Source organism: Nocardia lijiangensis NBRC 108240 (assembly GCF_001613045.1).
Taxonomy (GTDB): Bacteria; Actinomycetota; Actinomycetes; order Mycobacteriales; family Mycobacteriaceae; genus Nocardia; species Nocardia lijiangensis.
Window position 1 is genome coordinate 1 of sequence record NZ_BDBP01000001.1, and the last position, 14,299, is coordinate 14,299.

Genomic DNA, 14,299 nt, shown 5'->3' on the forward strand with positions numbered 1-14,299 from the left:
CCACCCGCCGCGCGCCCGCCGACGAGCGCCGCGCGCTGCAGGCGCAGCGTCTCGACCTGCCCGTGCTGCCGACCACCACGATCGGCTCCTACCCGCAGACCTCGGAGATCCGTCTCGCCAGGGCGGCGCTGCGCAAGGGCGAGATCGATCAGGCCGAGTACGTGCGCCGGATGCGCGGCGAGATCGCCGACGTCGTCGCGCTGCAGGAGAAGCTGGACCTGGACGTGCTCGTGCACGGCGAGCCCGAGCGCAACGACATGGTGCAGTACTTCGCCGAGCAGCTCGACGGCTTCGCGGCCACCGAGAACGGCTGGGTGCAGTCCTACGGCACCCGCTGCGTGCGGCCGCCGATCCTGTTTGGCGACGTCACCCGCCGCACGCCGATGACCGTGGACTGGATCGCCTACGCCCAGTCGCTGACCGACAAGCCGGTCAAGGGCATGCTGACCGGCCCGGTCACCATCCTCGCCTGGTCGTTCGTGCGCGACGACCAGCCGCTGGCCGACTCGGCGCGCCAGGTGGCGTTGGCGATCCGGGACGAGACGGTGGATCTGCAGTCCGCGGGCATCCGCATCGTCCAGGTCGACGAACCCGCGCTGCGCGAGCTGCTCCCGCTGCGCGCCGCCGACCAGCCCGCGTACCTGGACTGGTCGGTGGGCTCGTTCCGCCTGGCGACCTCGGGTGTCTCCGACGCCACCCAGATCCACACCCACCTCTGCTACTCGGAGTTCGGTGAGGTCATCGACGCGATCGCAGGTCTGGACGCCGACGTCACCTCCATCGAAGCGGCCCGCTCGCACATGGAGGTCCTCGACGACCTCAACGCCGCAGGCTTCGACCTCGGCGTGGGCCCGGGTGTCTACGACATCCACTCCCCGCGCGTGCCCAGCGTCGAGGAGATCACCGTCTCCCTGCGCGCCGCACTGAAAGCCGTTCCCGCCGAACGGCTCTGGGTGAACCCGGACTGCGGTCTGAAGACCCGCGGCCCGGTCGAGGTGGAAGCCTCACTGCGCAACATGGTTGCGGCTGCCAAGGCCGTGCGCTAGAACTCCGGCCGGGCCGCGCTCCCCGCGCGGCCCGGCCGCTGTACATCGAATCTCACCGCCCTCCGGCGGACTCGACCTCCCCCGCTCCGGCTGATACCGATCGCCCCTCCGCCAGAAGCGATCTCACTCCCCCTCCACCGGACGCCCTTGCTGCCGCCGCTTTCTCGGCGGGTAACTCTCGCAAGCCTCCCCCGCCTCCCGCACCGGACGCACCCGCGCCTTGGGACTCACGCCTTGCCGCCACGACGGCACACACCTCGACCGTTTCATGTCACCCCTCCTCACACGTCGACGAAACATTGCTCCCCACTTGCTTTGTTCGACGCGCGCCGCGTCCGTTCGGTTCCCCCGCGGGCGATATCGCCCTCAGACCGGCAGGCCGAACGCACACCGGTCGAGCTGGACGCGCGATCGCGAGTGCCGCTGCGATGATGTGCGTATGCGCGTTCTCATGCCGGTTCCCGACCACGACTTCGACGTCACCGAGGTCGCCGTGCCTTGGCGGATCCTGACGAACGCCGGACACGAGGTCGTATTCACCACCGAGCGAGCGGGTACGGTGCCCGCGGCGGATCCGCGGCTGCTGACCGGAGTCATCTTCGGTCAACTCGGTGCCGAAGCCGAGCCTCGGACCTTCTACCAGCAGCTCACCGGCACACCGGAGTTCACCGCCACGGTCTCCTGGTCGGAGGTCGACGTGGACGACTTCGACGGACTGCTGCTACCCGGCGGACATGCACCCGGCATGCGGCAGTACCTGGGCTCGGAGACACTGCAGCGGCAGGTCGCAAGGTTCTGGACCCTGGGCAGGCCGGTGGGCGCCATCTGCCACGGCGTCCTCGTCCTCGCCCGGTCCGAAGATCCCGCTACCGGCCGTAGCGTGCTCGCCCAGCGCCGCACCACCTGCCTGCCCAAATACATGGAGCGCATCGCGTATTTCAGCACCGCATGGCGCCTCGGCCGCTACTACCGCACGTATCCGGCCTACGTCGAGGACGAGGTCCGCGCGGCTCTCGAGAACCCGGATAACCAATTCCAGCGCGGCCCACTCGAACTCACCAGACGCGGCACCGCCACCGACGACACCCCCGCCTTCATCGTCGAAGATCGCAACTATCTCTCCGCACGCTGGCCGGGAGACGCCTATCTGTTCGGACGCCGGTATCTCGCGCTGCTGGAAGGCGCCGAGCGCTGAGATCATCAATGTAGTGACCGCGCAGCCTCGAAGCCGCGTGCGGACGGCGCGAAAGGCGCTGAGCCGGAGGCGGTGTCCGGTGGTGGGTCGAGCCGAAAGCTAGCGTCCTCAGCTCACAGTGTCGTCGGCGGAAGCATTGTGGCGACGGAACCCGGGCATGAATCGGTTGGTCCGTGCCTGGTAGTCGCGGTAGCCCGGCCTCTTCTGCGCGCTGTAGTACTCGGCTGGGACAGCGCCGGTGTAGTACACGAGACACCAGTACATGATCACCGACAGCGCGAACAGTCCGAGGCCGGCGCCGATCGCCGCGGCGGGCGTGAATTCGTCGAATGCTCGGCGCAGCACCGGCAAGCACAGCACGATGATCGCGTTCCACTGCATCCACTGGAAGAAGTAGTTGGGGTGTCGGCTGTAGTTCCAGAGCCCGACGTCGCAATGCCCCCGCCTGTTCGTCGTCGACATCGACCGGACGAAACGAAGTTTCTGGAAATCGGCGACCGACTCCAGCACCCACGACACCGCCCACAAGATGATGCCTGCCGCTGCGACCGCGCTCATTCCGGCACCGTCGATCGCGATCACCAGCGCTGCCGGTACGGCCATGACGGTGATGTTCGAGACCGCCTGGACCAGGATCTCGGCTACGAGGTCGAGCCGCTCGCTGCCCAGGGTGGCCTTTGCCCAGCGCTTTCGCTGGAACCGATAGCGCGGCAGCTCATGGTCGAGTTCGCCGTGGCGCCAAAGGGCCAGTGCCGCGATGCCCATGCGTCCGCCCATCACCAGGAAGACGACGGCCACAGCTATCGCGAGCGGGGATCTGTCACTCATCGCGAGCGTCAGGACGCCGAGGGCAAACAGCCCCCAGGGCCATGCGATGTCGACATAGGACATCCGGAGAGTGCGCCACCCCGGGATGCAGGCGGCACCCACGAAGATGACGAACTGGACGCCTACGTTCACCAGCAGGAAATCCCGCAGCGCTGACTCGGTGAGCATGGCGCCGAGAACGACCAGGGAAGCGAGGGACGGGAGGGCGCGGTTCGCTAGTCCTCGCGCATTGCTCGATGGGGACGGCATGCGCACACGCTAAGATACAAGTTGGTAACTTGCAAGTGGTCGGTACTAACCTTCGGATGGTGACCAGAGCCAAGACGACGCCACGGCGGAGCCAAGCCGAACGACGAGCGGAGACCCAGGATCGACTGCTGAAGGCGACGGTATCGATGCTCGTCGAGCAGGGGTTCGTCGCGTTGAGCGCTTCGGCGGTGGCCGCTCGTGCCGGTGTCAGCCAGGGCGCGATGCAGCACTACTACCCGACGAAGACCGCGTTGGTGAAGGCCGCTCTCGAGCGCATCGTCGAACGCTACGTGGCCGATGTGCAGGCCGAGGTCGGCCCGTTGCCGCCGGGCGCCGGGCGGTTCGAGGCACTGCTCGACTTGCTGTGGGAGGTCCACAACCTGCCGATAAGCCGTGCACTGCTCGAGCTGTACGCCGTCGCCCGCAACGATGTGGAGCTCGCCGACGTCGCGGCCATGCTGGCGAACCTCGCGACTACCGCCGTCAGCGATCTGGCTGGTGAGCTCGTTCCCGAGGTTGCGGCGCGAGATGGCTTCCACGAATGGTTGCTCACCACCCTCGCCACGTTGCGCGGCACCGCACTCCTGGCGGTACCCGGGGCCGAACAGGCCCACCTGGACTGGCCCACACTCCGTGACCGGCTGAAGGCCTCACTCCCGTCACCGCCGTAGTCGGATTCCGCGCGCATCGCGTGGCAGAGCGCAAGCATCCTCCCACGGCCAATCCTCTCCTATGCAGTGCCCAACTCGGCACATGTATGTGGGACTATCGCTTACGCGAGTCTCCAGCAGGCGCAGTCTGCATCACCTCGGATTGGTAACCCAGTTCTTGAATCACCCGGACGATGGACTGGACCTCTATCGTTGTCCCGATCGGATTACCAGGCCCCGACTCCGTCAACATTGCGAGCGCTTCGGCTGGAGACAATCCAAACATCTCTCGCAACTTCTTCAGCACCGCTAGGCGTATGTTGCGAGTCGGCACAGCGATAGTCGAACCGCCGAATCTATCGATGATTGCCTGGCGAAGCGAATCCGGTCCGGGCCCATCGCCGTAGTCATCACTAACGAGACCGCATGATGGACACTGCCATTCCACAAACCATCGAATTCCATCCGAATCGCCGGACAACTCCTGCCCCTGCCACCCCGAAGCAGATCGACCACAGTTGGAGCATGACAGACTGTATTCAAAAGCCTGTTCCATTACATTCATCCTCGTCCGACACCCCACCGCCGGGCCCTCGCAGTCCTCCGACCGAAGGTTGACCGCCGAGTCCGCGCCCCGTCAGTTGACCGGGGTCTTGTCGATCTCCAAGGTCCAGAATCTTACGTCGGACCCGACGGCGTTCTTGCCCTCCTTCTCGGTCGGGCGTACGGCCGAATCCGGGGTCGCGAAACCGTCCACGCCATACCTTGGATAATCATCCTTGAATGCGTAGACGACTTCGCCGTCGCGCAGGAAGACCTGGGTCAACGATTCGGAGTGCACCTGCAATCCAGACCATTTCAACCCGGGCGTGCCCAACACCGCATTGATGTCATCGGCGGAGATGGGTGTGTAGAAGCTGTACATGCGGTCCCAGGCGCCCAGCGGAAGACCGGATTCGGCGACGATGTCACCCAGGCGCTTTGGCTCACGTGCGTCGAGAACTCGCTGGAAGGCTGCTTCCAAAGCCGGGCTGTCTTCCGCTACATCAACCCTTTCGCCGGAGAGACCACCGCCGGAGCAGCTGGCAAGGAGCACCGCGAATCCGCTGGAAAGCAGCGCAACTCGGCGCACCGCAGCCCGTGTGATTTGTCCCTTCATACCTGATGGCTCCCACTCCACTTCATCACTTCGGCACCGGCGCATTGTCCACGATAGGGCTGCCCGGCAGAAAGCTCCCCGGCTTGTTCTGAACATCTCTGTCGTACTGGAAGGAGTCCACAGTCTGTCCCACCGGCACGTCGTTCGAAAAGCTGAGTTGCTGATTCTGGTTGATCACCACGGTGTCGCCGTTCCCTACAGCCTTCTTGACGATCTCGCGCATCTCTTCGGGGCTCGCATCTGGATTCGCCAAGGCGAGCTGCCGCCCAACTTCATTGTTGTGCAGATCCATGGCCTCGCGCACGGCGGCATTATCGGGCCGACCCTCATGCTTGGAGGTGTACTCCTTGGTCCAGTCCGCGCCGAACTCCTGCGTCATCAATGCGTTCCAATAGGCATGGCGGAAGGCATCGGTATGATTGTCCTGAGTATTCGGATCCCCGTTGGCATGATTCTCGGGAAACAGTTCTTCCGCGGTTTCACTCGCTTCCGACTGAATCTGGTAGAAGCGAATCTTGTCGCCCAAGCTCAGATTCTCGAGCATCGCGAGCTCACTCTGGGTGACATCCAGCGGCTCGAATTCGCCCAAAGTCTTGGCCTCCATTGCCGCCTTCAGCGCGCCGTCCGGCCATTTGCTCATACCTTGTGGGTCCGGTTCCACCTGCGAGAAAACCGTGATCCACCCGAGCTCCTCGTTTGGCGGGATCGGCACAGCCTCGAACAGCTTGTTGATCGCCTCCCGGGCAGATTCAGCCGCATCGCCGGCGTCGCGCAGCGCCTTTTTGATCTTATCTTCGTGCTGCTTGGCACCCAGGTCGAGAGAGGCGCGCGCAAGGAAATAAGAGATGTCGCGCTCCTCCATCAGCCAGTACAGGAACTCCTCCGAATATCCGACCGTGCCGTCCTCGCCAACCATATATCGCTCATCTTCGGCGGTCTTGATCGCGTCCACCGCGCTCTGCTTGGCAAAACCCAGGGTATGCGCGATCTGCGAACTCGCGTGCGAACCCTTCTCGAACGCGTCCGCAATTTTGGACAGCGAAGACGTCGCTTCCTCGCCTTTGACACGCATGGCATCGCCGGTGCGACCGCGCCAAAACCCCGGAGAGTCGGCGAGCTGGCGGGAGATGGCGCCGTGCTCGGTCGTGATGGCCTGGACGCCGTTGGCCCACTCCGCCGCCTGGTTCGTCAGCGGCTCGAAGGTCCATTTGCGGATCTGACTCTTCGTCGGTGGAATCGAGCTCATCGCGGCTCGAGTTTGTTGAGGTCGTCGGCCCGCTGCTGTTCGCGGTTCATGTACTCATTGATGCTGGTCGTCGCGCCGTCTGCGATCTCCTTCAACTGCCCGTTCACGCCGCGCACACTCGCTTCCGCTCGCCACCCCGCTTTCATGTAGGTGTGGCCAAGGCCGGAACCGGGCAATGCGGATTCGATATTCGCGATGAAACTCTGCGCGCGAATCCCCGCCAACGCCTCGTGTGACACATTCAGTGCACCAACCATCGCCTCGACCGACGGTTGGTGCACATACAGCTCGCTCATCGAACTCCTCCCCATCGAAACGTTGCTACGCTAGCACGGCCGAAGCCAGCTACCCTGAGGGCGAGATACCATAGTGCGTAAGAATATTGGCGACATCGATCCGATTACAGGTCAGCTCGACGCACTGCGTCGCGCCCTGCTGACAGATCGCGCGACGGCTGGCCGCTACGGCGTCGCCGTGGATGTTCTCGCCGACGGAACCTTGGCCGAGGTCCGCATCAACGACACTGTTACCCCCTATGGTGCAGAACTCGGCAGGTTGATCACCACCCTCGCCAAGGAGGCGCTCGACCAAGCGCGCGGCACGGCCCGCGAACGCATCGATGACCTCACTGCCGATCCGCGCATTGCGGCCGCCGTGGAGACGATCGAACTCGCCAGTGAACGTCCGCGCGCCATCCCACCTCCCGTGCGCCAACCGGCGGGACACTACGACGACGACCTCACCGAAGAAGAATTGATCGAAGAAAATCAGCGCCGCAACCAGTCGTTCTTCCGGTAATCGACGAGCGGCGCTCGACTTCGGGCGGCCGAGATGATCACAACGCCGTGAGCTTTCCGATACTCGGGTTCGAGTCCCAGACGACCAGCGGCATAATCAGGATCAGACCAGCTCCGGTACCTATCGATAACGCGACGGCCAGCTCGAATTCGCTGGTGCCGATGGCCTCTACGGCGAGCTGCCGGTCCGCGTCGATGACTGGCGCTCCGGCGATTTTCCGGTCGTCCTCGGATCGAACCGTGGCCGCTAGGGCGGTGCGAGAGGACGGCTCCGCTCAGCTCGGCAGGCCGAAGGCGCGGTTGATGGCGGCCATGTCGAAGTAGTCGCGCCAGGCGGTGATCGCGCCGTCGCGGACCTCGAAGACGCCCATGACGGGGAGTGCGGTGTCGCGGCCGTTGCCGCGCAAGGTGTCGGTGCGTTCGTTCATGACGACGTTGCCGGAGGTCACCTGGTGGTGGATGTCGAAATCGATGGCGTCGAAGGTGGTGAGGAAGCCCGCGATGAAATCGCGGATGGCGGTGCGGCCGACGATCGGTTCCATCGGAATGTTGTGGTAGACGGCGTCTTCGGCGAAGTACGTGCTGATCCGATCGGGGTCGGGATCGGACCAGCTCTGGCACATCGCGCGGACGAGTTCGTCGGGACCGGTCATGGCAACGCTCGCTTCCTCGGCCCCGGGCGGGGCCATCGGTTCAAGCCCCGATTCAACCAAACAATCGCTTGGTTCAACAGAGGTTGACCCGATCGCCCCCCGGCTCCCGGCAAGGCGTACCTCCCCTGCCGCGCGTAGGCGTCCCACACCCGTTGCGTATGCGCCACATAGCCGGTGCCTATGTGGCGCATACGAACCCTTTGTGGCAGCCTCCGCCTGTACGGCGGGCGGCTGGGTTAGCGGCGCGCCGCTCCGCCCGCGACGAGCAGCTCGCGCTGGGCCACGCCCGTGTACTCCGACAGCGGACGGATGAGAGCGTTCGCCGCCGATTGCTCGGCGATGTGCGCGGTCCAGCCGGTGATGCGGCTCAGGACGAAGATGGGCGTGAACATCTCGATGTCGAAGCCCATCAGGTAGTACGCGGGCCCGGCAGGGAAATCGAGGTTCGGGCGGATGCCGGTGGCCTCGACCATGGTGCGTTCCAGCTCGTCGTACATCTGCAACCACTTCTGCCCGCCGGTCACCGCCGCCACGTCGTCCAGCGCCGCCTTCATGGTGGGTACCCGGGAGTCACCCTTCTTGTAGACGCGGTGCCCGAAGCCCATCACCTTCTTCTTGGCGGCGAGCTTGTCGCGCAACCAGTCCGCCGCGCGCGCCGGATCACCGATCTCCAGCATCGTGTGCATCACGGCTTCGTTGGCGCCGCCGTGCAGCGGGCCCTTGAGCGCCCCGATGGCGGCGGTGACCGCGCTGTACAGATCGGACCGGGTCGAAGTGACCACCCGGGCGGCGAACGTGGAGGCGTTGAAACTGTGCTCGGCGTACAGGATCAGCGACGCCTCGAAGGCCCGGACGATCCGCTGGTCCGGCACCTCGCCGAAGCACATGTGCAGGAAGTTCTCCGCGAACCCCAGGTGCGAGTGCGGCGCAATGGGATCCAGGCCGCGGCGGCGGCGCATGTCGGCGGCGACCACCGTCGGCAGCACAGCGGTCAGTTGTAATGCCCTGGCCAGCAGATCTTTCGGCGCGGCGATGCCGTCCGGGTCGGTGCCCGGATCCTCCGCACCGAGGTAGCTCACCACCGTGCGGACCACATCCATCGGGTGGCAGGTGTCGGGCATCTTCTCGATCAGCGACAGGATCGAGCGGCCGACCCGCCGCTGCGCCCGCTCACGCTGGCAGAGCAGCTCGAGCTGGGCGACGTCGGGCAGCTCGCCGTACCAGAGCAGGTAGGCGACCTCCTCGAAGCTGCAGTGCGCCGCCAGATCCTGGACCGCGTAGCCGCGGTAGGTCAGCGAATTGGTCTCGGGCACGACCTTGGAGACGGTGGTGGTATCGACCACCACTCCGGCCAGGCCCTTTTTGATCTCGGTCATGGTTCACTCGCTCAGCGTGAAGGTGAATATTCCGGAGTCGAAGTCGTTGTACCGCTGGTATTCGAGAAGTTCGTAGAGCCGTGCGCGGTGCTGCATGCGGTCGAGCAGACCGGATTGCGTTCCGGTCTCGGCGATCTCGGCAAGTCCCTGTTCCACCGCGTGCATCGCCAGCCGCAGCGTGGTCACCGGGTAGATCACCGCGTTGAAGCCGAGATCCTCCAGGGTCTGCGCCGACAGCAATTCGGACTTGCCGAACTCGGTCATATTGGCCAGCAGCGGAACATCCACGGCCGCACGGAACTTCGCGAACTCGGACTCGTCGGCCAGCGCTTCGGTGAAGATCAGGTCCGCGCCCGCGTCGGCGTAGGCCTTGGCGCGATCGATGGCCGCGTCCAGACCCTCGGTGCCGCGCGCGTCGGTCCTGGCGCAGATGACGAAGCCGGGGTCGCGGCGCGCCGAGACGGCAGCGCGCAGCCTGCGCACCATATCGTCCACCGGCACAACGGCTTTGCCGTCGAGATGGCCACAGCGCTTGGGGTTGACCTGGTCCTCGATGTGGCAGCCCGCGATGCCCGCGTCCTCGAGCATGGTCACGGTGCGCGCGGCGTTCATCGGCTCGCCGAAACCGGTGTCGGCGTCGATGAGCACGGGCAGGTCGGTCACCCTGGCGATCTGCCGGCCGCGCTCGACCACCTCGGTGAGCGTGGTCAAACCGAGGTCGGGCAGCGCCAATTCGGCCGACACCACCGCGCCGGACACGTAGACGCCCTCGAAGCCCAGCCGCTGAATCAAGGTGGTCACCAGCGGGTTGAACGCGCCGGGCAGCCGCTGGATGCGACCGGAGGTCAGTCCGGCGCGGAAGGCCGCCCGTTTGTCTGCGGCGGTGGTGGCGGCGGCCATCAGGCCGGAGTGGAGTTGGTCGGGCATCAGAAGATCCCCTCACGAACCTCCGGTGCCCGGCCGAGGACCTCGGGCGCCACGGTGAACGTCAGCTGATCGAGTTCGCCCGCACCGAGTTTCGTGGTGCGTTGCGCCGCGTCGAGGAAACGGTCCTGCTCCGCAAGATCGACTACCCCGTCGGCCAGCGTCCGAAACTTCTCGATGTACTGGGCGCGGGCGAACGGACGCGCGCCGAGCGGGTGGGCGTCGGCGATGGCCAGCTCGTCGACGATGGTCTCGCCGCTCTTCAGCGTCACCACCGCGCGGGCGCCGAACGCCTTCTCGTTCGGGTCGGTCGAGTGGTAGCGGCGCGTCCATTCCGGGTCCTCGACCGTGGAGATCTTCTGCCACAGCTCGACGGTGTCGGGCCGCTGCGCGCGCTCTGGCGCGTAGGAGCGCTCGTGGTGCCAGCCGCCGTCCTGCAGCGCCACCGCGAAGATATAAGGAACGGAGTGGTCCAGGGTCTCGCGGCTGGCGTGCGGATCGAACTTCTGCGGGTCGCCGGAGCCGGTGCCGATCACCACGTGGGTGTGGTGGCTGGTGTGCAGCACGATGGACGCGATCTGGTCGAGATCGCCGATGCGCGAACGCATCCGGCGGGCCAGGTCGATGGGGGCCTGGCTCTGGTATTCGGCCGAGTGCTCCTTCGTGTAGCTGTCCAGGATGGCTCGCTTCGCCTCGCCGGGGGCGGGCAGCGGCACCTGGTACTCGGCGTCGGTTCCGCTGAGCAGCCACGCGATGACGCCGTCGGCGCCCTCCCAGATCGGTGCGGGCGCGCATTCGCCGCGCATCGCCCGGTCCACCGCCTCGACCGCCATCTTGCCCGCGAACGCCGGGGCGTAGGCCTTCCAGCTGGAGATCTCGCCCTTGCGCGACTGCCTGGTCGCGGTGGTGGTGTGCAGCGCCTGACCGATGGCCTGGTAGATGGTCTCGGTGTCCAGGCCGAGCAGCGTGCCGATGCCCGCCGCGGCCGAGGGACCGAGGTGCGCGACGTGGTCGATCTTGTGCTCGTGCAGGCAGATTCCGCGCACCAGGTCCATCTGGATCTCGTAGCCGGTGGCCAGGCCGCGGATCAGCTCGGCGCCGGTGCGACCGGCGTGCTGGGCGACGGCGAGAATCGGCGGGATGTTGTCACCGGGGTGCGAGTACTCCGCGGCGAGGAAGGTGTCGTGGAAGTCCAGCTCCCGCACCGCGACTCCGTTGGCCCACGCGGCCCACTCCGGCGAGACCCGGGTCTGCGCGGACAGCCCGAACACCGTGCCGCCCGACCGCCCCTCACGCGGCCGGTACGGTTGCGCCGTCGCCTGGGTACGCGCGCTGGTCACCGGACGGCGCAGCACCGAGGCCGCGGCGACGGCCGCGTTGTCGATGATCCGGTTCACGATCATCTCGGCCACGTCGTCGGTCACCTCGACCGGATCCGCGGCGACCTCCGCGATCTTCGCGGCCAGATGTTCGCTGCGCGGAAACGCCTCGTCGGCAGCGCGAGCGCGTACGATATGGGTCTTCATGCATCCTCCGGGTTCAGACGGCGAGCTCGACAGGCCCAAGGGCCTCTCTTCGCACGCTACGCAGCGCGCGCCGAGGGAAGAACCCCTTGCAAATGCCGATTTTTGTGGGCGTGAATCGCCGATTCTGCGATGTTTGCGAAGACGAAACCGCTAGGATTCGCCCGTGCGCAAGATGTATGCGGGCGCCCGGTTGCGGCGATTGCGCGAGGAACGGCGGATGACGCAGGCGGCACTGGCGAAATCCCTGGATCTCTCGCCCAGTTATCTCAACCAGCTGGAACGCGACCAGCGACCGCTCACCATTCCGGTGCTGTTGAAGCTCAACGCCACCTTCGACCTGGACGTGCAGTTCTTCGCCGCCGACTCCGACGCTCGCCTGGTCTCCGACCTGCACGAGGTGCTCGTCGATGCGGCGGGCGGCGACAGCGCCCCGCTGGCCGAGGTCGAGGAGCTGGCCACCAGGCAGCCGGACGTGGCCCGCCTCCTGGTCGCCATGCACCGCCGGTTGCGCGCCGCCACCGATCAGTTGGATCTGCTCTCCTCCCGGGTGGCCGCACCCACCGGCGGCCCCGGCGTCCCGATGCCCTACGAGGACGTCCGCGACTTCTTCTACGACCATCACAATCACATTCCGCACCTCGACCACCTCGCCGAACAGCTCTTCGAGGAGTGCGGCCTGACCATCGGCTCGCTGGACCGCCAGCTGGCCAGGATCGCGGAGGAGCGGGCGGGGGTGACCGTGCTGGTGCGCGGCGACGGCGCCGATCCGTCGATCCCGAAGCGCCACTACGACCCCGAGAGCCGGACGCTGACCCTGGCCCGCAGGCTACGCCCGGGGCAGCGCGCCTTCCAGATCGCGACCACCCTCGGTTTCCTGCTCTACGGCGCCGAACTCGACACCGTGCTCAACGAAACCCCTTCGCTCACCGGGGAATCCCGCACGCTGGCCCGCATCGGGCTCGCCAACTACTTCGCGGGCGCGCTGATCCTGCCCTACGGCCGGTTCCTGCGCTCGGCCGAGGAGCTGCACTACGACATCGACCTGTTGAGCCTGCGTTTCGAGGTCGGCTTCGAGACCATCTGCCACCGCCTGAGCACCCTGCAGCGGCAGGGGCAACGCGGCGTGCCGTTCTTCCTGGTTCGCACCGACCGTGCTGGCAACATCTCGAAACGCCAGTCCGCCACGGCCTTTCACTTCTCTCGCGTCGGCGGCAGCTGCCCGCTGTGGGTGGTGCACGAGGCGTTCGCGCACCCCGGGCGTGTCCTCACTCAGATCGCCGCCATGCCCGATGGGCGGCGCTACCTGTGGATCGCCAGGACCGCGTACATCGCGCCGCACGGATTCGGCACGGCCACCAAGAATTTCGCCATCGGACTCGGCTGCGACATCGAATACGCCGACCGCCTGGTGTATTCCACCGGCCTGCATCTCGACGACCCGGCCGCCGCGGTGCCGATCGGGGCGGGCTGCAAGGTGTGCGAGCGCCCCACCTGCCCGCAGCGGGCGTTTCCCCAGATCGGCAGTCCGCTGGCGGTCTCCGAGCACACCAGCACCGATCTGCCGTATCCGCGGGTGGGGCGCTGAGGCTCACCCGCGGAGGTGGCGGAGCTTGTCCGGGTTGCGAATCGCGTAGACGCCGTGCACCTTTCCGGTGCCCGCGTCGATATCCAGCACGACAACGGTGTACAGCACGTCGCCGGAGAGCACGAGCGCGGACGGTTCGCCGTTGGTCCACCCGAACCGGACCGTCATGTCCGGCACGGAACTGCTCACCATCCGGCTGGTGAGCAGACGCGCGACCTTGTCCGATCCGCGGATCGGCCGCAGCGCCGCCCGCAACCGGCCGCCGCCGTCGGACAGGAACGTGACGTCCGGAGCGAGCATTTCGAGCAGGCCCGTCACGTCCCCACTGAGCTGGGCGGCGAGGAAGCGCTCGGTCACCGCGCGCTGGGTCTGCGGATCGGCCTGGTAGCGCGGGCGCTTGGCTCGCACGTGATCCCTGGCCCGGTGCGCGAGCTGGCGAATCGCCGGAGTCTCCCTGCCGAGCATCGCGCCGATCTCGGCGTGCGGATAGCCGAACACCTCGTGCAGCACGAACACCGCCCGTTCCAGCGGGGTGAGCGTCTCCAGGACCACGAGCACGGCCAGCGAAACCGACTCGCCGCGCAGCGCGATCTCGGCGGCGTCCGCGCTGTCGCGGATCTCGGGAGTGTCGGCGACCAGCGGCTCGGGCAGCCAGGGCCCGACGTAGGTCTCTCGCCTGCGGACGATGCTCTCCCGGCGCGCGAGCGCGTTGTTCACCGCGATCCGCACCAGGTACGCGCGCGGGCTGGTGATCTCGCCGAGGTCGGAGCGGTGCCGCGACACCCAGGCCAGCCAGGTGTCCTGCAGAACGTCCTCGGTGTCGGTGACGGTGCCGAGCATGTTGTACACGATCGAGAAGAGCAGTTCGCGGTGCTCGGCGAAGACTTCCGTCGCCCGTTCGTCCATGGTCTCGATCATCGTTCCTCCTGTGCCGGAAAGCTCGCGCGGCTGTCGTCATCTGAGAGAGTTTCGAGGCACGAAACGTGACATCGGGGCCGCGGAGTGTGATCTGACTCTCGCGAGACACCTGCGATGTCACCTCCCCTCGGTGCTCCGGCTCTTGGT

At 66.3% G+C, this 14,299-nt stretch carries 14 protein-coding genes; 5 read left to right on the top strand and 9 right to left on the bottom strand.

The window, feature by feature from the left end; all coding sequences use genetic code 11:
- Together metE and NL1_RS00010 are read left to right on the top strand one after the other, a co-directional pair.
- Positions 1 to 1,046: 5-methyltetrahydropteroyltriglutamate--homocysteine S-methyltransferase (metE, locus tag NL1_RS00005; RefSeq protein WP_156094574.1), on the top strand; the 1,046-nt coding region annotated here is incomplete at its 5' end.
- A gap of 439 nt (positions 1,047 to 1,485) precedes the next feature.
- Complete coding sequence (locus tag NL1_RS00010; RefSeq protein WP_067832545.1) at positions 1,486 to 2,241, top strand: type 1 glutamine amidotransferase domain-containing protein; 756 nt, start codon at positions 1,486 to 1,488, stop codon at positions 2,239 to 2,241.
- A 108-nt stretch (positions 2,242 to 2,349) separates the two neighbouring features.
- Here NL1_RS00010 and NL1_RS00015 read toward each other — a convergent pair whose 3' ends face one another.
- Positions 2,350 to 3,237, bottom strand: a complete 888-nt coding sequence (locus NL1_RS00015; protein ID WP_067832547.1) for a DUF1295 domain-containing protein — start codon at positions 3,235 to 3,237, stop codon at positions 2,350 to 2,352.
- Positions 3,238 to 3,377: 140 nt separating this feature from the next.
- Between NL1_RS00015 and NL1_RS00020 the strand changes: the two genes are divergently transcribed.
- Complete coding sequence (locus NL1_RS00020) at positions 3,378 to 3,989, top strand: TetR/AcrR family transcriptional regulator (protein WP_162272669.1); 612 nt, start codon at positions 3,378 to 3,380, stop codon at positions 3,987 to 3,989.
- 616 nt (positions 3,990 to 4,605) lie between these two features.
- On the opposite strand, the gene NL1_RS00025 is transcribed toward NL1_RS00020, so the two are convergent.
- From NL1_RS00025 to NL1_RS00035, 3 genes are read right to left on the bottom strand one after another with little or no spacing between them, the layout of a single operon-like run.
- The gene (locus tag NL1_RS00025) at positions 4,606 to 5,127 is read right to left on the bottom strand and encodes a hypothetical protein (protein ID WP_156094575.1); all 522 of its coding nucleotides are present in this window, start codon (positions 5,125 to 5,127) and stop codon (positions 4,606 to 4,608) included.
- A gap of 25 nt (positions 5,128 to 5,152) precedes the next feature.
- Positions 5,153 to 6,373 carry a WXG100 family type VII secretion target gene (locus tag NL1_RS00030; protein ID WP_067832553.1) on the bottom strand — a complete coding sequence of 407 codons (1,221 nt, stop codon included), beginning with the start codon at positions 6,371 to 6,373 and terminating at the stop codon, positions 5,153 to 5,155.
- Positions 6,370 to 6,669 (bottom strand): hypothetical protein, encoded by a 300-nt coding sequence (locus NL1_RS00035; RefSeq protein ID WP_067832555.1) that lies wholly within the window; start codon positions 6,667 to 6,669, stop codon positions 6,370 to 6,372. The genes NL1_RS00030 and NL1_RS00035 overlap by 4 nt, the downstream gene beginning before the upstream one ends.
- 178 nt (positions 6,670 to 6,847) lie before the next feature.
- Between NL1_RS00035 and NL1_RS00040 the strand changes: the two genes are divergently transcribed.
- A complete protein-coding gene (locus tag NL1_RS00040) occupies positions 6,848 to 7,171 on the top strand; it encodes a hypothetical protein (RefSeq protein WP_156094576.1) in 324 nt (107 codons plus the stop codon).
- Positions 7,172 to 7,445: 274 nt separating this feature from the next.
- On the opposite strand, the gene NL1_RS00045 is transcribed toward NL1_RS00040, so the two are convergent.
- From NL1_RS00045 to prpD, 4 genes are all read right to left on the bottom strand, one after another.
- Positions 7,446 to 7,823, bottom strand: a complete 378-nt coding sequence (locus NL1_RS00045; protein WP_067832560.1) for a nuclear transport factor 2 family protein — start codon at positions 7,821 to 7,823, stop codon at positions 7,446 to 7,448.
- Between the two features lie 236 nt (positions 7,824 to 8,059).
- On the bottom strand, positions 8,060 to 9,199 hold the full coding sequence (locus tag NL1_RS00050; protein ID WP_067832562.1) for a bifunctional 2-methylcitrate synthase/citrate synthase: 1,140 nt from the start codon (positions 9,197 to 9,199) through the stop codon (positions 8,060 to 8,062).
- A gap of 3 nt (positions 9,200 to 9,202) precedes the next feature.
- Positions 9,203 to 10,126, bottom strand: a complete 924-nt coding sequence (prpB, locus tag NL1_RS00055) for a methylisocitrate lyase (protein WP_067832564.1) — start codon at positions 10,124 to 10,126, stop codon at positions 9,203 to 9,205.
- Entirely contained in the window at positions 10,126 to 11,649 is a 1,524-nt protein-coding gene (gene prpD, locus NL1_RS00060; RefSeq protein WP_067832567.1) for a 2-methylcitrate dehydratase PrpD, read from the bottom strand. Before prpD ends, prpB begins: the two co-directional genes overlap by 1 nt.
- Positions 11,650 to 11,812: 163 nt before the next feature.
- Here prpD and NL1_RS00065 point away from each other — a divergent pair, with 163 nt between their 5' ends.
- Positions 11,813 to 13,234 (top strand): short-chain fatty acyl-CoA regulator family protein, encoded by a 1,422-nt coding sequence (locus tag NL1_RS00065; RefSeq protein WP_067832570.1) that lies wholly within the window; start codon positions 11,813 to 11,815, stop codon positions 13,232 to 13,234.
- Positions 13,235 to 13,237: 3 nt separating this feature from the next.
- On the opposite strand, the gene sigJ is transcribed toward NL1_RS00065, so the two are convergent.
- A complete protein-coding gene (gene sigJ / locus NL1_RS00070; protein ID WP_067832572.1) occupies positions 13,238 to 14,152 on the bottom strand; it encodes an RNA polymerase sigma factor SigJ in 915 nt (304 codons plus the stop codon).
- Between the last annotated feature and the right edge of the window lie 147 nt (positions 14,153 to 14,299).